The sequence below is a fragment of the uncultured Brachyspira sp. genome (assembly GCF_944388875.1).
Classification (GTDB): Bacteria; Spirochaetota; Brachyspiria; order Brachyspirales; family Brachyspiraceae; genus Brachyspira.
Window position 1 is genome coordinate 42,651 of the sequence record NZ_CALXKQ010000010.1, and the last position, 19,420, is coordinate 62,070.

At 26.8% G+C, this 19,420-nt stretch carries 17 protein-coding genes and 1 riboswitch; of the genes, 10 read left to right on the forward strand and 7 right to left on the reverse strand.

The window, feature by feature from the left end:
- The first annotated feature begins 1 nt into the window (after window position 1).
- Together Q0J69_RS07755 and Q0J69_RS07760 are read left to right on the forward strand one after the other, a co-directional pair.
- Window positions 2-412, forward strand: a complete 411-nt coding sequence (locus Q0J69_RS07755) for a rhodanese-like domain-containing protein (RefSeq protein WP_297205814.1) — start codon at window positions 2-4, stop codon at window positions 410-412.
- Between the two features lie 67 nt (window positions 413-479).
- Entirely contained in the window at window positions 480-1,433 is a 954-nt protein-coding gene (locus Q0J69_RS07760) for a peptidylprolyl isomerase (RefSeq protein WP_297205816.1), read from the forward strand.
- Between the two features lie 50 nt (window positions 1,434-1,483).
- Here the strand turns inward: Q0J69_RS07760 and Q0J69_RS07765 are convergent, their stop codons facing one another.
- The 3 genes from Q0J69_RS07765 to Q0J69_RS07775 all read right to left on the reverse strand — a co-directional run bounded on the left by Q0J69_RS07765 (window position 1,484) and on the right by Q0J69_RS07775 (window position 4,809).
- Window positions 1,484-3,712, reverse strand: a complete 2,229-nt coding sequence (locus tag Q0J69_RS07765) for a glycoside hydrolase family 2 TIM barrel-domain containing protein (RefSeq protein WP_297205818.1) — start codon at window positions 3,710-3,712, stop codon at window positions 1,484-1,486.
- A 96-nt stretch (window positions 3,713-3,808) separates the two neighbouring features.
- Window positions 3,809-4,276, reverse strand: a complete 468-nt coding sequence (locus Q0J69_RS07770) for a TspO/MBR family protein (RefSeq protein ID WP_297205820.1) — start codon at window positions 4,274-4,276, stop codon at window positions 3,809-3,811.
- A 95-nt stretch (window positions 4,277-4,371) separates the two neighbouring features.
- A complete protein-coding gene (locus Q0J69_RS07775; protein WP_297205822.1) occupies window positions 4,372-4,809 on the reverse strand; it encodes a hypothetical protein in 438 nt (145 codons plus the stop codon).
- Window positions 4,810-5,019: 210 nt separating this feature from the next.
- On the opposite strand from Q0J69_RS07775, the gene Q0J69_RS07780 reads away from it, so the two are divergent.
- Window positions 5,020-6,096: an ankyrin repeat domain-containing protein gene (locus Q0J69_RS07780; RefSeq protein WP_297205824.1), complete on the forward strand. Its 1,077-nt coding sequence runs from the start codon at window positions 5,020-5,022 to the stop codon at window positions 6,094-6,096.
- Window positions 6,097-6,131: 35 nt separating this feature from the next.
- Here the strand turns inward: Q0J69_RS07780 and Q0J69_RS07785 are convergent, their stop codons facing one another.
- Window positions 6,132-7,112, reverse strand: a complete 981-nt coding sequence (locus Q0J69_RS07785) for a Gfo/Idh/MocA family oxidoreductase (protein ID WP_297205826.1) — start codon at window positions 7,110-7,112, stop codon at window positions 6,132-6,134.
- 125 nt (window positions 7,113-7,237) lie between these two features.
- On the opposite strand from Q0J69_RS07785, the gene Q0J69_RS07790 reads away from it, so the two are divergent.
- From Q0J69_RS07790 to murB, 3 genes are all read left to right on the forward strand, one after another.
- Window positions 7,238-8,113 carry a segregation/condensation protein A gene (locus tag Q0J69_RS07790; protein ID WP_297205828.1) on the forward strand — a complete coding sequence of 292 codons (876 nt, stop codon included), beginning with the start codon at window positions 7,238-7,240 and terminating at the stop codon, window positions 8,111-8,113.
- Window positions 8,114-8,117: 4 nt separating this feature from the next.
- Window positions 8,118-8,633, forward strand: coding sequence for a BspA family leucine-rich repeat surface protein (locus Q0J69_RS07795; RefSeq protein WP_297205830.1), 516 nt, complete (start codon window positions 8,118-8,120; stop codon window positions 8,631-8,633).
- 148 nt (window positions 8,634-8,781) lie between these two features.
- Window positions 8,782-9,687 (forward strand): UDP-N-acetylmuramate dehydrogenase, encoded by a 906-nt coding sequence (gene murB, locus Q0J69_RS07800; protein ID WP_297205833.1) that lies wholly within the window; start codon window positions 8,782-8,784, stop codon window positions 9,685-9,687.
- A 56-nt stretch (window positions 9,688-9,743) separates the two neighbouring features.
- On the opposite strand, the gene Q0J69_RS07805 is transcribed toward murB, so the two are convergent.
- From Q0J69_RS07805 to Q0J69_RS07815, 3 genes are all read right to left on the reverse strand, one after another.
- Entirely contained in the window at window positions 9,744-10,406 is a 663-nt protein-coding gene (locus Q0J69_RS07805; protein ID WP_297205836.1) for a TenA family protein, read from the reverse strand.
- Between the two features lie 40 nt (window positions 10,407-10,446).
- A complete protein-coding gene (locus tag Q0J69_RS07810) occupies window positions 10,447-12,054 on the reverse strand; it encodes a peptide ABC transporter substrate-binding protein (protein ID WP_297205839.1) in 1,608 nt (535 codons plus the stop codon).
- Window positions 12,055-12,187: 133 nt separating this feature from the next.
- Window positions 12,188-12,309, reverse strand: a riboswitch (TPP riboswitch).
- Between the two features lie 57 nt (window positions 12,310-12,366).
- Window positions 12,367-12,876, reverse strand: coding sequence for a hypothetical protein (locus Q0J69_RS07815; RefSeq protein WP_297205842.1), 510 nt, complete (start codon window positions 12,874-12,876; stop codon window positions 12,367-12,369).
- Window positions 12,877-13,086: 210 nt separating this feature from the next.
- On the opposite strand from Q0J69_RS07815, the gene Q0J69_RS07820 reads away from it, so the two are divergent.
- From Q0J69_RS07820 to Q0J69_RS07835, 4 genes are all read left to right on the forward strand, one after another.
- Window positions 13,087-14,562 carry an MBOAT family O-acyltransferase gene (locus Q0J69_RS07820; RefSeq protein ID WP_297205845.1) on the forward strand — a complete coding sequence of 492 codons (1,476 nt, stop codon included), beginning with the start codon at window positions 13,087-13,089 and terminating at the stop codon, window positions 14,560-14,562.
- Between the two features lie 15 nt (window positions 14,563-14,577).
- A complete protein-coding gene (locus tag Q0J69_RS07825; RefSeq protein WP_297205848.1) occupies window positions 14,578-15,993 on the forward strand; it encodes a hypothetical protein in 1,416 nt (471 codons plus the stop codon).
- A 108-nt stretch (window positions 15,994-16,101) separates the two neighbouring features.
- Window positions 16,102-17,577, forward strand: coding sequence for an MBOAT family O-acyltransferase (locus tag Q0J69_RS07830; RefSeq protein WP_297205851.1), 1,476 nt, complete (start codon window positions 16,102-16,104; stop codon window positions 17,575-17,577).
- 405 nt (window positions 17,578-17,982) lie between these two features.
- A complete protein-coding gene (locus Q0J69_RS07835; protein ID WP_297205854.1) occupies window positions 17,983-19,413 on the forward strand; it encodes an SGNH/GDSL hydrolase family protein in 1,431 nt (476 codons plus the stop codon).
- Window positions 19,414-19,420 lie beyond the last annotated feature (7 nt).

The following is a 19,420-nucleotide window of genomic DNA, read 5'->3' on the forward strand; positions in this document are numbered from 1 at the left end:
AATGAATAATACAATGACTTTAATAATAGGTATAATACTGACATTCATAATATTAAGTGCAGCAAGAAAAATTATATTTAATATAAGAAGCAAAGGAAAGTTCAAGAATATTAATATAAATGATGCAGTTTCAATTTACAAAAATAATAAGAATATAGGGTTAATAGATGTGAGAAGCTATGGTGAAGTTCAGCAAAGCGGATATATAAAAAACAGTATAAATATAGCTTTAGATGATTCAAAGTTTGAAGAGAAGATGTCAAAACTTGATAAAAATAAGGAATATATAGTATATTGTGCAAGCGGAAGCCGTTCTGGTATGGCATGTATGCGTATGTACAAAATGGGATTTACAAATATTAATAATCTTACACATGCAGGATATTTTCAGCTCTCATCATCCTTGAAATAATTTACTTGCATATAAATTGTTTTAATGATATTGTATATTATAACAATTTAATAAGGATAAGGGTTTAATGAAGAAAACAATATTTTTTATATTATCTGTATTTTTGATTCAATATAATCTTTTATTTAATGATGTTGTTAATAGCATTGTAGGTATAGTAGGATCAATGCCTATAACTTACGAAGATTTTATAAGCCGAAAAGCTTTTTTAACACTGCAGGCTAGATCTGTGGGTCAGAAAGTAAATGATGATATGGTTTATAAGGATTTAGTTGAAGAGAGAATAATGTATTTAAAGCTTAAAGAATACAATTATGTTATAGAAGAAAATGATGTAAGCAGAAGATTAGAAAATATTGCAAAACAATATAATATGACATTGGATCAGTTTTCTAAACAGCTTAGAGCAGAGGGAATATCTTATGAAGAATACAGAAGCTCTATAAAAAAACAAATAGCTATGGAAAACTTGTACGGACTTGTAGTTAATAATGATGAAATAACAGATGCAGAAGCAGATGAGTTTTACCAAAATTCAAAAGATAAATCAGCATTTGAAGTAGATACATTAGTAAAACTATCATGGATATTTTTTAAAGCAACTACATTCACAGAAAAAGGCGAAAAGCAGGAATTAGCAGGAAAAGTTAGAGGAATGGCAGCAAGAGGACAGGATTTTGCGGAACTTGCTGAAAAGTACAGTGATGATGAAGCTACAAAAAACAACGGCGGAGATTTAGGATATAATCTTTTATATGATGCTGGAAAAAGATCATTACCAGCACAGATAAATGCAGGGTTAAACCTTGCTAAAAGAGGATATAAAGTAGGTACAGTAAGCAGCGTAAGAGAATTGGTTGGAAAAGGATTTTATATTGTAAAAATAGTGGGTATAGAAAAGGATATGGAAAGCATTAGAACTAGAGTAAAAAACTATCTCGGTGAATCACGCATGAGAGAATCATTTATAAAATGGCTTGATGAGGAAACTAAAAGGGTTTCTGTTCAATTATACAAATAATAAAAATACGGACTTACGCTTTAAAAGTGCAAGTCCGTTTATTTTTTTAATTATTTAACTTTTATTTCTATAGTTTTAGCTGCAACTCTTTTATTTTCAACAGTAATTTTTATGCTTCCTTTTTTGCTTCCTGATTTTACCCAAAAAGAATAGTAACCGCCTTCAAGCACAGGATTGTCATTTCCTATAAGCTCCCCTGCCCCTTCAACAGTTATTTTTATAGCTTCATTAATATACGGAAGTCTGTTTCCTATAGCATCGGCAGCTTTTACAGTTACTCTAGTACAATCCCAAGAAGAACCGTTATTTATAGAATTAATCTCATCATCATCAGATTTTACTTCTAATTCTTTAAAAGTAGGATTTTTTATGTAATTTTTCTCTATAACAGCTTTTCCGTCTATATATCCTATAAGTTTAGCATCTTCCCAATTCATAGAACTTACACCAGGAATATTTCTCTCAAGTTGTATTATTACAGGAGGATGATCCAAGCCTTGATATTTTCCAGAAGCAGGATACTCTTTAGCTAAAAGCTCCCCCTTGTAATAGAACTCTACATAATCACAGTTTGTAGATACCATTAAAGGAGCAACACCGCCTATAGCTCTCTCCCCTCTTGCATATATCGTTATAGGCTCTAATACTATTTCACAGTCTTTATCCATTTGAGAAGAATATGCACTCGCTGCTAATTTAGGATTTCTAAACATATCGTAAACACCATGATAGCATATCCTATCCCCAGAACCAAAATCATAATGAGTATGATAATCAAATGCACACCATCCTGTTGAACCAGCTATATTTTTATCTAAAGCAACAGCATTGATTACATCATAATGTCTTTTAGTATGTTCTATTAATCTCTCTTCACAGTCCTGCATCTTTGTAGGGAACATGTGTCCATTATATTCCGTTATCATATAAGGAATATTTTTATCCAATTTAGTTACAAATTTCTGAGCTCTTATAGGATCAGCAATTCCGTCGCAGTTAAAATCATTCATAGTATAAACATCTTCTAAAAGTTCGCTGCCCATTATATATCTTACACCGCCTGTTTGTCTGGTTTTATCAAGTTTATGAGCTGTTTTATTTGTTTCTTTATAAAAGCTATGATTATCCTGACTCTCATTTATTCTAACACCCCATATAATTATTGAAGGATGATGAAAATCTCTCTCTATCATATCGCGTACATTATCTATAGAAACTTTCTGCCATTCTTTATCTCCTATATGCTGCCATCCAGGTATCTCTTCAAAAACCATAAGTCCTATTTCATCGCATCTGTCTAAGAAATGTCTTGAAGCAGGATAGTGAGAAGAACGCACAATATTAAGTCCCATATCAAATTTTAATATATCAGCATCTTTTTTCTGTATTCTCTCAGGCATAGCATAGCCCATATATGGAAAACTCTGATGTCTATTTAATCCTCTTAATTTTATTTTCTCTCCGTTTAAGAAAAAACCATTATCTCTAAACTCAGCATCTCTGAATCCTATTTTTATAGAAACATTATCATCATTGGAAAGAGAAGCATCAAGTTTATATAGTCTTGGATTATTTATGCTCCAAAGCTCTATTCTGTCAGAATCTATACGCTCATTGATTTCAATATCAGTAAATAATTCATCATTCTTTAATGATACATCTTTTTTTATTTCGCATATATGAAACTCTCTGTTATAAAGATTAATAGATATTGTTTCTTTTACTGATTCTTTTTTGCTGTTTCTTATTCTGATTTTTCCAGTTATAGTTTGATTAGCAAGACCTGTAAGCATAACATTTTCTATAGATATATTATCAGCTATTATTATTTGAACTTCTCTATATATTCCGCCGTAGCATAGATAATCTATTTCATTGCCGAAAGGAGGTATATCATCACGTTCTACACTGTCAAGTTTTACGGCTATAATATTATCTCCGTCTTTCAAATGATCTGTTATATCATATATAAAAGGAAGATATCCTCCCTTATGTTCCCCTAAACTTATGCTGTTAATAAATACTTCGCATGCTGCCATTGCTCCTTCAAAATTAATCAATACTCTTTTGTTTTGCAGGTTTTTCTTATCATATTTGAAAATATTTTGATACCCTGTAATAAGCCAAGTTTCTGATTCATCAAAATAGTGAAGTGGTATTTCATGTACTGTATGAGGCAATGTTATTTTCTCACCATTTAAATTAGCATCAGTTTTTATATTATTATCCCATTCTTTAAAGAATTTCCAATTAGTATTAAAGTTGATTATTTCTCTCATCTTTTATACATACTCCATAATTTTATTATGAAGTATTTTATATTGAACATATAAAAAATCAATTAAGATTTTACAAAAAATAATTATGTATTTTTCTTAATTAAACATAACTACATGAAGAGTTAAATAACTTGCAAATAAACACCATATTAAATATGGAACAAGCAGTATGGATGATAGTTTAGAAATATTTTTGAATCTTGATATAGTTATAATAATCATAATATCTAAAACAATTATTTCTATTAAAGCAAATAAAGGCTGCTTTAAACCGAAAAATATAAAAGTCCAAAAGAAATTTAATATTAACTGTACCGCAAAAACAATAACAGATTTTTTATCTATAGGATTATGATTTATTATAATAGAAACAGATACAGCCATCAATAAATATAAAATACTCCAAGCTATTGGAAAAGCAATATTTGGAGGACTTAAAGGCGACTTATTCAATGAATTATACCATACAAAATTATCAGATTTTACACTCAAACCGCCTATGGCTCCGATTGATAGGCAAACTACTATAGAAACTATTAGTATAATTATAAATTTTTTATTCATGTTAGAATCCTAAATATTTTTTATTAATTCTACACTATAATAAAATATTTGTAATCATTATATAGTTTATATTTTCTTATATATTACCGCTTTTATTAAGCGTAAGCATCAACATTATTGCCTTTGCTTGATGAACTTGCTACTGCAGCTTTAGTTACTCCTCCAGAAACATAAACTCTCTTACATTCAGGACATATATTAGTTTTTAAAGTTACATTCTGAAATATTACTTCGCCGCCGCTTTTTTCTGCTGCTCTTTGATTGTTGGCTACATGTTCCTGTTCATGTGAAGCTACAAGTGAAGGTGCACTTGAAGGATCTATACGTGTAGGACTTTTAAATGATACTCCTATATCATTAGAACCATCCTGATATGTTCTTGAAGCACATGTTTTGCATACGCCTACTTCGCTTATAGGTGTTTTTTCTCTAGCTTCCTGAACAATATTAGCTATATTATTGCTGTTATTTCTTATATTATTGTTTCTTATACTATTACTATAAGGAGCATTATTACGAATACTTATTTCCATAATTTATACCTCTTAATTATATTTAATTCTACCCCTATACTAAAATTATAAACATATAAAAATAAATATCAACTTATTTTGTACTTATATACGTTGTTATGTTTACTAATTAATAAATTTTATTGATAATTTTGCAAATTTTTTATTTTATAAGTATAGTTTTATTATTTCCGATAATAGAAACGGTATTTTATAGCTTGGATTTTTATAATGAAAAATATAATTATTTTCTTATGTATAATATTTAATACATCAATATTATTTGCTCAAAATGATGATTTAATGGAAAATATAAAGAATAATGATATAAATAAAATAAGAACATTATTAAGAGAAGGAATAAATTTAGATTTATACAATATCAGATATGGAATGACTCCTTTAATGTATGCTGCAGAGATTGGAAATATTGAAATAGTAAATGAATTATTAGATTTTGGGGCTAAAGATTTTGACTTTGCTTTTTATGTTGCATGTTCTGAGGGCAGATGGGATATAGCAGAAAGCATAATGAAAGCGGGAGCCAGTAATTATAATATTGCTTTATCCTATGCTGCTATAGGAGGACAATTAGAAATAGTTGAAAAACTTATAGATTTAGGAGCTAAGGATCTTAATCCTGCCTTAGTATCAGCATGTGAGGGTAATAACTTAGAGGTTGTAAGATATTTAATAGATGCAGGAGCCAATGTAAATACTAGGGCTTATATAGAGGCATATAGAAACTATAAGGGAGCAGAAAGAAAATCCCCTTTAACAGCTGCTACTAATATTGAAATAATAAGGGAGTTGGTAAATGCTGGGGCAAGCAACTTGAATGAGGCTATTATATATAATGCTGAAACTATATCCTCAAATTTTGACAGTACATATTCAACAGATATATTAAATGAATACATAGATTTGGGAGCTGATATAAACTCAGCAAGTATGAATGATGGTAAAACTTTGCTTATGTATTTAATAGAAAAAAGACAATTAGATTTTAAATTGATAAAAAAAATTATAGAACTTGGTGCTGATGTCAATGCAAGAGATAGAAATGGAAATACTGTTTTAATACGTGCTGTTATGTATGAATATGAAGCTCCTATTGAGGATACAAATTTAAATAAAAAAGTTTACAGAACTATTGGAACTCCTATAAATATAATAGAGGAACTTTTAAAAGCGGGTGCTGATCCCACAGCCAGAAACAGCTACGGAAATACAGCATACAGAATTGCAGCAAAGAAAAAAAGAGATGATATAATTAAACTTTTTGATGAAAATAAAAAATTACCATAACAGAAATATTTTCTATTATGGTAAATAATTAAATATTATTTTTCAAAAGGGTATTTTATTTTCCAGCTTCTGCGTAAAGTATCCATTATATTCATAACTCTTAAAATATCTTCATGCGGCATTTCTGGGCATTCTAATTTGCCTTTATTAATAGCATCTGCACATGATAATATTTGATATTCATAGCCTGTTATTTGTTTTGGAACCTTAATTGTTTTTACAATTTTTCTGTCAAGCGAATAAACTGTTATGCTTTCTGGATTATTAATATTTTTTATTACCATATAGCCTTTATCACCATTTATAACTCCTTCCCTATTCGTCAAAGCTGACATTGTGCTGTTTAGTATAGCCATTTTTCCATCATCAAAAGTTAATGTAATGGAATTCTGTTCATCTACTCCTTTTTTGGTTTTTACGCATGATGAATCTATCTTCTTTATTTTATTTCCAAATACCATTAAAGCAAAATTAATAGTATAAACTCCTACATCAAGTAAAGCTCCTCCTGCTAATTCAGGCTCTATCAATCTTGGAACTTTATTAATAACATAACCTAAATTAGCTGTAAGAGATGATACTTTTCCTATAATTCCGATTTTTATAGTGTCATTAATGATTTTTCTGCTAGGCATGTATCTAGTCCAAATAGCTTCAGCAAGTAAAAGTTTTTTCTTTTTAGCAAGTATCAAAACTTCCCTTGCCTGTTTAGTATTAACTGTGAATGCTTTTTCACATATTACATTTTTATTATTGTTTAAGCATAGTTTTATATGTTCATAATGATGTGAATGTGGTGTTGCTATATAAACTAAATCAATCTTTTCATCTTTAAGCATTTCTTCATAAGAGCCGTAAAATTTTTTAAATCCGTACTTTTTGGCAAATGCCTTGCTTCTTTTTAAATCTCTAGCACTTACGGCATAAGATTCTACTTCTTTGATTTTTGAAATAGTTTTAGCCATAGATTCTGCTATATGCCCTGCTCCTATAAAGCCTATATTTATTTTTTTCATTTTATTACCCCTTACTAGAATACATTTTTATTATTAAAATAATATTAGAATTTGATTTATTGTCAATATTATTAAAAAACATATACTTGAATTTTTATCTTTTTAATAATATATTATATCCTATTATGGAAGAGAATATAAACGAAACTAAACAAGAAAATAATAAGCCTGATTATAAGGAATTTACTGTTTCATTATCCAGTATAGATTATGAAGGACCTCTCTCTATACTTTTTGATATGCTCAAAAGAAGCGAAAAAAATATATATGAAGTGTCCATACTAGAAATTATAGATCAATTCGTAGAATATTTAAAAACACAGGCAGCATTAAACTTAGATTCCACAGGAGATTTTTTAGTTGTAGCTTCAGAGTTCCATTTATATAAATCAAAAATGCTTCTTCCCCATGATATGGATGATGATAAGTTTACAGACAGACTTAAATTTGAAATAGTAGAACAGATGCTTGAGTTTCAAAGATACAAGATGGTTTCGGAAGAACTTGACAGGCTTCAGGATGTATCGGACTCTATATTTGAGCGTAAGGATACAGAAAGGGTTAAATTTTTCCAAAATATCGAATCTATTGAAGACAATGAAGTTGCTTGGAAGGATATTACTCTTTATGATTTAGTTTATGCTTTTACAAAAGTGCAGTTTGTACCTGAAACAGATTTAGCTGTACTTTCAGGGATGTCAAATTTCCATATAGATAATGCAATTGATATGATACGCATAAAATTATCAGAAACAGCTTTTTTTCCTTTTATAGTATTATTTAAAGACGGAGTTACTAAAAGACAGCTTGTTACATTCTTTTTAGCTATGCTTGAACTTGTAAAAGAAAAAGAAATTCTGCTTAAACAAGAAATGAAATTCAAAGAAATTTATGTATTTAAAAGAGATGAGCGTTTCATGCCTAAAAAAGAAGATGAAAAAAATGATAATGAAACACAAGAAATAAATAATATGTCTGATAATAAAAAAGAAAATAATTAACACAATGATAAAATATATACCAAAAAACAAAATAGAATTAAGAAGTTTGATAGAAAACAATAATATATATTTAGGCGATATTGATACTTCTTTAATAACTGATATGTCTATGCTTTTTGATAAGCCTAATTTTGCATGTTTTGAAGGTTCTTACAGTGAATATGAAAATTATATTATAAGATTAGATTTTTCAGGTATAGAGAAATGGAATACTTCCAAGGTTTTAACAATGAAATCAATGTTTCATAGTATAAAAAATTTCAATATAAATATTAATGATTGGGACGTTTCTAATGTAATAGATATGAGCTATATGTTTTATGGAGCTGAAAATTTTAATCGGTCTTTAGATAAATGGAATGTATGCAATGTAAAATCTATGATATGCATGTTTAAAAATGCTGTAAATTTCAATCAGGATTTGAATGCTTGGAAAATAAATAAAGAAGCTGATATTAAAGATATTTTTATTAATACATCTCTTAAAAAATTTCCTATATGGTACGGGAAATTTAATTAAAGCTAATTATTATTTTAAATAACAAAATAATAATGAATGATAATATTTAAATTAGAAAAACTAAAAAATATATATAATCAATCTATATTGTAATGTTTTATAAAATTTGTTATTATTATGAAAAATAAATAATACAGGAATTTTGTATATGGGAAAATCTATTAAGGGTGTTTTAAGCAGAAAGAATGTTTCATTAAAAAAGTATAATACATTCAGAGTTAATGCCAAGGCTTTGGAATTTTATATACCAGAAACTATTAACGGCTTTATAGATTTGATTAAATATTTAAATGATAATAATAAAAGATATATCATCTTAGGAGGCGGAAGCAATACATTATTTTTAGATAAAGTAATAAAGTTTCCTATTATTTATACAGGTTTCTTCAGCAGAATAGAGCATACATCTCATAATATTTTAGCATATTCTGGAGCTGATGTTATTGATGTTGTAAAATATGCTTATAAAAATGCTTTTACAGGATTAGAGTTTTTATACGGACTCCCTGGAAGCATAGGAGGAGCAGCTTATATGAATGCAAGATGCTATGAACATTCGGTATCTGAATTCATAGACAGTGTTGGAATAATAGATGATAACATAGAATATATGCATATTGGTATTGATGAGTGCAAATACGCTTATAAAAAAAGTATTTTTCAAGATAAAAAATATATTATATTGGATGTAAGATTTAAATTAAATAAAGGTTCTAAAAAATTGATTAAGCCAGAAATGAATAAATATTTAAAAGACAGAAAAACTAAGAATCAATTTAAATACCCTTCAGCAGGAAGTACATTTTTAAATGATTACGAAACAAATATGATAGCTGGAAAAGTTATAGACTCTGTCAATATGAAAGGAGTTAAATTAGGAGGTGCTATGGTTTCACCTTATCATGCCAATTTTATAGTTAATTATAATAATGCTTCAGGAAAAGATATACTAAATCTTATGAGAAAAGTAAGAGAAGAAGTTTATAATCAAAAAGGTATTCTTTTGAATGCTGAAGTTAGAATAGTATCAAATGATGAAAATGAAAAATTATAACCTCTATGTATAACAACACATAGAGGCGTATTTAATCAATTTATTTAAAATTATTTTTATACATTATAAAAATCATCTAAATTATAAGCGTCATTCCAAAATCTGTACTCCCAAACAAAAGCTATGTCAAAAGAAATTATCATTTTTTCTTTAACATAATTGGAAGCATTATTATACAAATCATCAATAATTTTAATCATATTTTCTGTTGATTTTGAAAACTCTTCATCAGCATAAGCATCAATCCAGTTTTTGTATGGATTATTTTCTATTTTTGCATTTTCTTTTATGTGTTTACCTACTTCATTATATATCCAAAAGCATGGAAGTATTGAAGAAGCAGCTGCCTCAAAAGATTCTGTGTGAACTGTATTAATTAAAAAACTTGTATAACCTAGGTTTGAAGTTGTAATTTTATTTGTATTTTTTAATTTAAAAGTATCTCTAAAATATTTATGTACAATTTCCTCTTCTACTATATATGCATTCATAGATGATTTTAAAAAAGCCATAGCATAGTCTGCATTATTATTTATTTTTGAAGATATCGTGGCTAATACTTTAGAATAGTATTTTAAATATATGCTGTCCTGTTCTATATAATAGGCAAATTTTTCTTTATCCAAAGAGCCTTCCATAAGCTCTTTGTTAAATGGCATATTAATTATTTTTTTATATAGCCCTTCATTTTTTTTCCAAACCATTTCCGAAAATTTCATTTTATTCTCCTCTTGTTATAAATTATTAAATTTTTAAATATTATTTTTCTATATATGCATAGTTAAACTTATATCTTCCCAAAGGCTCATCAATATAATTTTTTAATTTAGGGTTTACTACCAAAAAGTCAGTCCTGTATATAAAAGGTATAATAGGCACTTCTTCAAAAAGTATAGATTCTGCTTCTTTCAATGCCTCCATTCGTTTATTTGCATTTGTGGCAGTAATGGCAAAATCTATTAAATAATCATACCTTTCATTAGAAAAGCCTCCGTAATTTATATCGCTATCACTTATCATAATTTGAAGCATAGTAAGTGGATCATTATAATCACCTGTCCAGCTAGTTCTAGCCATTTGATAATTTCCAGATTCTCTAAAAGGAAGAGTGATTTTTGATTCTTCTGTTCTCACAGCTGTTTCTATATTAAGTGCTTCTTTCCACATTTGCTGTACTGCTTCCATAACAGTAGTATAAAACCCTGATGATACTTTTAGCTCTAATATAGGGAAGTTTTCTCCATTTGGATATCCTGCTTCAGCTAATAATCTTCTTGCCTCTTCAACATTTTGATTATAATTATTGGCTATAATATAGTTGCTGCTTTCTTCTCTGAATGATTTTTCAAGTCCTTTCACTGCTGGAGGAACAAATGCTTCTGCTGCTATTAGTTTTCCATATCCTATATTCGATACTATATAGTTTCTATCTATTGCTAGTGATAATGCTTTTCTTACTCTTTTATCAGATAGTGTTTTATCTTTAGTATTTAAGTCTATATAATAAGTGCCTATAATATCGCTTACTGCCATTAGATTTTCTTTTATAAGGTTTTCTATCTCTCCAATAGGCGGAGCATTTATAGAGAAGTCAACATCTCCTGTTCTTACAGCATTAAGTGAAATATATTCATCGGCTATCAAAACAAAATTAATTTTTTTAGCTACCTGATTTGTATAATTCCAATAATTAGTATTAATTTCAAAAACTAGAATCTCGTCTGGTTTTCTTTTTGTCATTCTATAAGCACCGTTACCTATATAAGTATCAGGATTCCAAGTCCAATCGTCGCCATATTTTTCTATTATATCTTTTCTCACAGGCATATACACGCCTCCTGATGCAAGTAAATCAATAAAATATATTGTAGGCTTTTCAAGTTCTATTACCAACGTATTTTCATTTATTGCTTTAACTCCTAGATTTTCTACACTTTGTTTGCCTCTTATTATGTCTTTGGCATTTTTTATATATTCCATTAAATAGCTCAATGGGGAAGCTGTTTTAGGATCAACCGCCCTTCTATAAGAATATACAAAATCATCAGCCGTTACTTTTTTACCATCGCTCCATTTTGCATTATCCCTTAAATAAAATGTATAAGTCAGTTTATCATCACTTATATCCCATTTTTCAGCAACTCCTTCTACAATATTGCCGTTTATATCTTTATTAAGAAGTCCCTCAAATGCATGATTGATATAAATATATCCATAGGTTTCATAATTCAATGCTGGGTCTATAGTTTTTAGTTCATAGCCCAAATTTACAGTGATCTCATCTTTGATATTTTTCGTTTGTTTTTTACAAGATATGAACGATACAAATAAAAATAATATAATAATAAATTTTTGTATTGAAGTCATAAAAAGCTCCTTATATTAACAAATAGAGATTTTTATAACGCCGTTTGTTTTGTCTTGCTTGATATTTTTTAATAAAACAAGACCAACTTTAGAAAAGGTCTCATTTTATTAATAATTTTAGAAAAGTAAAAAAATAATAAAAGAGATAATTCCCTACGCTGGCATTACCCAAACAGGTTATAAGGGTCGAAGTTTATAATAGCTAAAATTATGTAAACTTCCTCTCAGCCTTTTCAAGCTCCCCGATTTATGCTGAAAATGATACAGCATTTTTATTTTTTTATCAATACTTATATATAACAATTTATAAAATTATCTAAAATAACTATATAGTGATAAATACATAAATACTTGTATTATAATTAATAAAGATGCCGATATTAAAACTAATTTATTTTCTTTTACTATTGAAATACAATAAAATAAAAATATATAAAATAAATATATTATAAGAGCATATAAATACATTGCGTCCTTTATTTTTAGAGTATATTTTATATTATCAATTTTTTCTGTATCTATAGCTTTATCAGTTATAAATGTACCGAAAGGGCTTCCTTTTTTACCAATTTTAATATTTTTTATAAAGTTATTATCATTAATGGTTTTTTGAATATCTAAATATACATCATAAATATCACTATTTCTAAAAACTTTATCATAATAGCTTATTCTAAAAGTATATGTATTATTTTCAATTAGTTTTATTTTATTTAAATATCCAGTTCTAGAAATACTTCCTAAATATGACAATACCATTAATAATATTACTATAAATAATAGTGGAAGCAAGCACATAAAAATAGTTTTTTTATTTTTCATAAATTAAGTCCATTTTAGATATTGAATCATAATGTACATGATAAATAAAAAAAATCAAGTATTTTTAATTGATTTTTATTTGTTATAATATATAATAACTTTCTATCATGAGTATTTGTATATTTAAACCAAACCAAACCAAACCAAACCAAACCAAACCAAACCAAATAGAATAGAATACTTTTGCATTTTTTTTCTGGGAGTTAAATAATGTTATTTAATTCCACAGAGTTTATGATATTTTTTCCAATAACATTAATTTTATACTGGATATTTCCAAAAAAGTACAGATATATTTGTTTATTTATAGCAAGTTATACATTTTATATGTTTTGGAATCCTAAATATGCTCTTCTTATGGGTACTTCTACTATAGTAACTTTTTTAAGCGGTGTATTAATAGAGAAATTAAAATATAAAAGAACTGTTGTAGCATTTAGTTTTATTATCAACTTAGCAATTCTAATATTCTTCAAATATTTTGATTTTCTGCTTCAGAATATAAATATAGTTTTGTCAGCAGTAAATATACAATTAATAAATAAGCCTTTTGATATAATACTTCCAGTAGGAATATCTTTTTATACTTTTCAGGCATTAAGTTATACTATAGATGTTTACAGAGGTGAGATAAAACCTGAAAAAAATATTATTAAGTATGCATTGTTCGTATCATTCTTTCCACAGTTAGTTGCTGGACCTATAGAGCGTTCTAAAAATTTGCTTATTCAAATGGAGAATTTAGAAAAAATAAAAAGATTTGATTATGACAGAATAACTGAAGGGCTAACCTTAATACTTTTCGGTTATTTTCAGAAAATGGTAATAGCAGACAGAGCAGCAATATTAGTAGATACTGTTTTTAATGGCTATTATGAATACAACAGTATGGCTTTAATTTTGGCAGCAGTATTTTTTGCTATACAAATATACTGCGATTTTGGAAGCTACTCACTTATAGCAATAGGGACAGCTAAAGTTATGGGCATTAATTTGATGGAGAATTTTAATACCCCGTATTTTTCTAGAAGTATAAAGGAGTTCTGGGGCAGATGGCATATATCATTATCTACTTGGTTTAGAGATTACCTTTATATACCTTTAGGCGGAAATAGATGTTCAAATATAAGAAAGAGTTTTAATATATTAGTAACATTTCTAGTAAGCGGTTTATGGCATGGAGCTAATTTTACCTTCATAGCTTGGGGAGCTATTCATGGTATATTTCACATAATAGAAGAACAGTTAAAACATATAAAAGAAAAATATTTAAATAGATTCAAAATAAAAACAAATGCTTTCAGTTTTGCCTTAATAGAAATAATAATTACTTTTATCATAGTAGATTTAGCTTGGATATTTTTCAGGGCGGAAACTATACATGATGCCATACATTATATAAAAAGAATATTTACAAGAATAGATTTATGGACATTGTTTGACGGTACTTTATATAGTTTAGGATTAGATATTTTTGAGATGAACATTTTAATCATAGCGTTATTCATACTGATATCTTTTGATTTAATAAATTATATAAGAAAAGAAAGCATATTTGTATTTCTAAGTAAACAGAATCTATATTTCAGATGGTTTGTTATGTTATTTTTGATTTTTTACATAATTGTTTACGGTAAGTACGGAGCAGGCTTTGACCCTAAACAGTTTATATATTTCCAATTTTAATAATGTGAGTTATTTATGAAAATAAAAATTATAAAGATAATTTCTTTTGTATTGATATTTTTTGTACTGCTTTATGCTGTAAACAATGTATTAAAATTTAAATATTTTTATCTATTTGATTCATTTTATAAATTAAAAAATAATTCTATAGATGTTCTATTATTAGGAAGCAGTCATTCTTATGTAAATATAAATTCTTTTTATTTATACAAACTATATGGTATATCTTCATTTAATTTTGGAGGTAGTATACAGCCTTTATGGAATACTTATTTTTATTTAAAAGAAGCTTTAAAAAAACAAAAACCTAAATTAATAGTTTTAGATGCATTAACAACAACACTTAATGATGAATATGCAGATTATTCAGGAATTATAAAAAATAATTATGAACTAAAGTTTTCTTTTGATAAAATAAATAGCATAATTATAAGTTCACCTAAAAATATATGTATCTTTTTTTTAAATCCTTTATACCAATACCATAATAGATATTCTTCTCTTACTTTCGAAGATTTTCTTAGCTATAGAGGTAGAGAAAAATACAAATATTATAAAGGTTATGTTCTTTTTTACCGTATTAGCAGTAATACAAAACCTAATGTTAATTATATTACCAATGAAATAAGCTTATACCCAAAGATAGAGAAGTATTACAGAATGGTAATAGAGTTAGCAAAAAATAATAATATACCTATTTTAATCGTAAAATCTCCATATTCTCTTTATAATGAATATGATCAAAAAAAATATAATATGGCAAAAAAAATTGCAAAAGAATATAATGTTCCTTTTATTAATTTAAACTATAATTATGATGATTATAATTTAGATTTTTCAAAAGATTTTTATGATCAATCTGGACATTTAAATTATAAAGGAGCAGAAAAGCTTGCAAAATATTTAGGCAAATATTTAAAAGAGAATTATGACTTACCTGATAGAAGAGGTGATCCTAAATATTATTCTTGGGAAATGAATGCTAAATATCAAGATAAAGAGATTTATAATTTTGAACTAACAAACTTAGCAAATTTAAATGAATACATAGAAAAAGTAAAAAATGCTGATGATTATATTATAGGTATTACTATGCTTGGCAATTATCAAAAAAATGATAATATTATTCAAAACATAGCATCAAAGTTTAATATTAATAACATATATTTACAAAATTCTTCTTATGTTATAGATAATAATAATCTTATATACTCCTCTAAAGGCTCTAGTAATTATTTATTTTATAAAGAAATAGGAAATTATACTGATTTGGTTGTTAATAATGAAAAACTATCTATAAATAGAACAAATTATATAAAATCAACTAATGGCATAAACATGGTCATTTATGATAAGTTTACCGAAGAAATAGTTGATAATATATATTTGGAATATGATGATAATTCTATTAATCCAACAATTAAAAGATAATATATAAAAATGTTAAATTAAAATTAGTTTTTTATATAATTTATATTACAATTAATACTCTTTATAAGTTATAAATGTATATTTTAGTTATTATTATGAGTTATGTAAATGCTGTTTAATTCTACGGATTTTTTAATATTTTTTCCTATAACGCTTATATTATATTGGATATTTCCAAAAAAATTAAGATATATATGTCTTTTCATAGCCAGTTATATATTCTATATGTTTTGGAATCCTAAATATGCATTATTAATGGGAACTTCTACTGTAGTAACTTTTTTAAGCGGTATATTAATAGAAAAATTAAAATATAAAAGAATAGTTGTAGCTTTCAGCTTTATAATAAATATTGCAATACTTGTGTTTTTTAAGTATTTTGACTTTTTGCTATTAAATATAAATATGATTTTATCAGCATTAAATATAAGATTAATAGAAAAGCCTTTTGATGTTATTTTACCAGTAGGAATATCATTTTACACTTTTCAGGCATTAAGCTATACTATAGATGTTTACAGAGGAGAAATAAAGTCTGAAAAAAATATTATTAAGTATGCATTGTTCGTATCATTTTTTCCTCAGTTAGTGGCAGGTCCGATAGAGCGTTCAAAACATTTACTCGGACAAATTCAGAATATGGATAAAATAAAAAGATTCGATTATCAAAGAATAACTGAAGGACTTATTTTAATGCTTTTCGGCTATTTTCAGAAAATGGTAATAGCAGACAGAGCAGCAATACTAGTAGATACTGTTTTTAATAGATATTATATTTATAACTCAAGCGAATTGTTATTATCAGCATTACTTTTTGCGGTGCAGATATACTGTGATTTTGCAAGCTATTCACTTATAGCAATAGGAACGGCTAAAGTTATGGGAATAGATTTAATGGAGAATTTTAATACACCTTATTTTGCTAGAAGCATAAAAGAGTTTTGGGGAAGATGGCATATATCATTATCAACTTGGTTTAGGGATTATCTTTATATACCTTTAGGCGGAAACAGATGCTCAAAATTAAGAAGAAGTTTTAATATATTATTAACATTTCTAGTAAGCGGACTCTGGCATGGAGCTAATTTTACTTTTATAGCTTGGGGTGCTATTCATGGAATATTTTACTTAATAGAAGATATTACTTCAAAGTTTAGGAATAATGTTTTAAATAAATTTGGCGTGAAGGTAAAAAGTTTCAGCTTTAAACTTCTTGAAGTAATTATTACATTTATAATAGTAGATTTGGCTTGGATATTTTTTAGGGCAGAAACTATACATGACGCTTTTTACTATATAGAGAGAATGTTTACTAAAATAGATTTATGGCGATTGTTTGACGGCTCCTTATACAAATTGGGATTAGACAGTTTTGAAATGAATATACTTATAATATCTTTGATAGTGTTATTTTTAGTTGATGTTATTAAGTATATAAAGAAAGAAACTATTTATGAGTTTTTAAAAAATCAATGTTTGTATTTCAGATGGGCTGTAATATTTTTCTTGTTATTTTTTATAATCATATACGGCAAATACGGTGCAGGCTTTGATCCTAAGCAGTTTATATATTTTCAGTTTTAGGGAGGTATTAATAATAGATAAAAGTTTTATTAATTATGTTGTATACTAATTTATTAATTGCAAGTTGTATGGCTTTATAAAATGATAATAATAAATTTGTAAACTTGAAAATTTTAAGTATATAGTAAAACTTTTTAAGTTTGTCAATTTTTTGTTGTTCTTTTTCCCGCCGCAAAAAGAACCAAAAAGTGCAAATGTAAAATGATTGTCAAATAGTATTAATCATTTTTTACATATAGTATAAATTGTTAAATTTAATATAGATTTTTACTTATCTATGCCATATGCAAATCGGTGAGGAAAGCACCAGATATTAAAAACAAAATATGATTTTATTTTTGACAAACTATGTTTGTTTAGTTATATATTGAGTTTGAATATAAAAAATAATAGGCTGTTTATAATATGATAAAAAACACATTAAAAATTATTTGCTTTATAGCTATATTTATTACATTGCTTTGGTTTTCAAGCAGAGTTTTAAGATTTAAAAATGAGAATGGTATATATCAAGGCGACAGTTTTTATGAACAAAAAACTAATAGTATAGATTTACTTATTCTTGGAAGCAGTCATGTGCATTATAATATTAATCCTGCTGTTTTGTATAATGAGTACGGTATTGCTGCTTATAATTTTACCTCTGGAAGTCAGCCTATATGGAGTACTTATCATTATTTGGTAGAGGCATTAAAATATCAAAAGCCGAAATTAATTGCTTTGGAGTCTTATATTATAGCAGCAAGCAGGACAAATGTTGTAGACTATCAAATAGTAGCAGCTACTTATGCATTAAAATGGTCTAAAAATAGAATAGATTCTCTAAAAGTTACAGCAGCAGAAAGATTTGATGAGTTTATTAATCCAATGTACAGATATCATAACAGATACAAAGATTTAAAAGATGAAGACTTTGTTCCTTATGCTAATAATTATAATCATTATAAATATTTCAAAGGTTATTCTTTTCATAATAAAACATTTCCTGTTAAAAAGCCTGATATAGAAAACATTAAAGATACTCTGCCTTTACTTGAAGAGCAGGAAACTTATTATAGAAAAATATTAGAGCTTGCCAAAACTAATAATATACCTATAGTAGTTATAGCTTCTCCTTTTCCTATGACTGATGATGAGGCCAGACATTTCAACAGAGTAGGAGAAATTGCAAAAGAGTATGATATTCCTTTTATGAATTTCAATCATTATTATGATAATTATAATTTAGACTTTTGGAATGATTATAATGATGCAGGACATTTAAATTATAAAGGCGTACAAAAATATACTTCATTTTTAGGCAAATATTTAAAAGATAATTTTGATTTGCCGGACAGAAGAGGAGATGCTAATTATAATACTTGGGAGAAAAATGCTTTATACGAATACAATAGGGTTTATGATATGAATCTTAGAGATATAGATAATATTCATAACTACATAACAAAAATAACTAATCTTAATGACTATACTATAGTGATAAATATGCTTGGAGAATACAGAACTAATGATAGAGTTGTAAAAGGACTTTATTCTAATTTTAATATAACTAATGAAATATATACTAATAATGTTTCTTATGTTATAGATAAAAACAAATTAGTATTTTCTTCTATGGGCGAAACTAATTATCTTTATCATAAAGAGCTTAATAAATATAATGATTTGGTAATCGACAGCGGAAACAGAATAATGATAAGCAGAAGCAATTTAAGAAAAACTACTAATGGTGTTAACATAATAGTATATGATAATATAACTTCTGAAGTGGTTGATTTCTTTGGTTTACATTATACTAATAATATGATAGATGAAATAATAGAAAGAGATTATTAATTTTTAT

Coding starts and splice junctions, on each gene's coding strand:
- Q0J69_RS07770 (WP_297205820.1), bottom strand. CDS start 4,276: ATGAATAAAAAATTTATAATTATACTAATAGTTTCTATAGTAGTTTGC.
- Q0J69_RS07825 (WP_297205848.1), top strand. CDS start 14,578: ATGAAAATAAAAATTATAAAGATAATTTCTTTTGTATTGATATTTTTT.
- Q0J69_RS07780 (WP_297205824.1), top strand. CDS start 5,020: ATGAAAAATATAATTATTTTCTTATGTATAATATTTAATACATCAATA.
- Q0J69_RS07790 (WP_297205828.1), top strand. CDS start 7,238: ATGGAAGAGAATATAAACGAAACTAAACAAGAAAATAATAAGCCTGAT.
- Q0J69_RS07815 (WP_297205842.1), bottom strand. CDS start 12,876: ATGAAAAATAAAAAAACTATTTTTATGTGCTTGCTTCCACTATTATTT.
- Q0J69_RS07820 (WP_297205845.1), top strand. CDS start 13,087: ATGTTATTTAATTCCACAGAGTTTATGATATTTTTTCCAATAACATTA.
- Q0J69_RS07775 (WP_297205822.1), bottom strand. CDS start 4,809: ATGGAAATAAGTATTCGTAATAATGCTCCTTATAGTAATAGTATAAGA.
- murB (WP_297205833.1), top strand. CDS start 8,782: ATGGGAAAATCTATTAAGGGTGTTTTAAGCAGAAAGAATGTTTCATTA.
- Q0J69_RS07785 (WP_297205826.1), bottom strand. CDS start 7,112: ATGAAAAAAATAAATATAGGCTTTATAGGAGCAGGGCATATAGCAGAA.
- Q0J69_RS07810 (WP_297205839.1), bottom strand. CDS start 12,054: ATGACTTCAATACAAAAATTTATTATTATATTATTTTTATTTGTATCG.
- Q0J69_RS07835 (WP_297205854.1), top strand. CDS start 17,983: ATGATAAAAAACACATTAAAAATTATTTGCTTTATAGCTATATTTATT.
- Q0J69_RS07765 (WP_297205818.1), bottom strand. CDS start 3,712: ATGAGAGAAATAATCAACTTTAATACTAATTGGAAATTCTTTAAAGAA.
- Q0J69_RS07755 (WP_297205814.1), top strand. CDS start 2: ATGAATAATACAATGACTTTAATAATAGGTATAATACTGACATTCATA.
- Q0J69_RS07830 (WP_297205851.1), top strand. CDS start 16,102: ATGCTGTTTAATTCTACGGATTTTTTAATATTTTTTCCTATAACGCTT.
- Q0J69_RS07805 (WP_297205836.1), bottom strand. CDS start 10,406: ATGAAATTTTCGGAAATGGTTTGGAAAAAAAATGAAGGGCTATATAAA.
- Q0J69_RS07795 (WP_297205830.1), top strand. CDS start 8,118: ATGATAAAATATATACCAAAAAACAAAATAGAATTAAGAAGTTTGATA.
- Q0J69_RS07760 (WP_297205816.1), top strand. CDS start 480: ATGAAGAAAACAATATTTTTTATATTATCTGTATTTTTGATTCAATAT.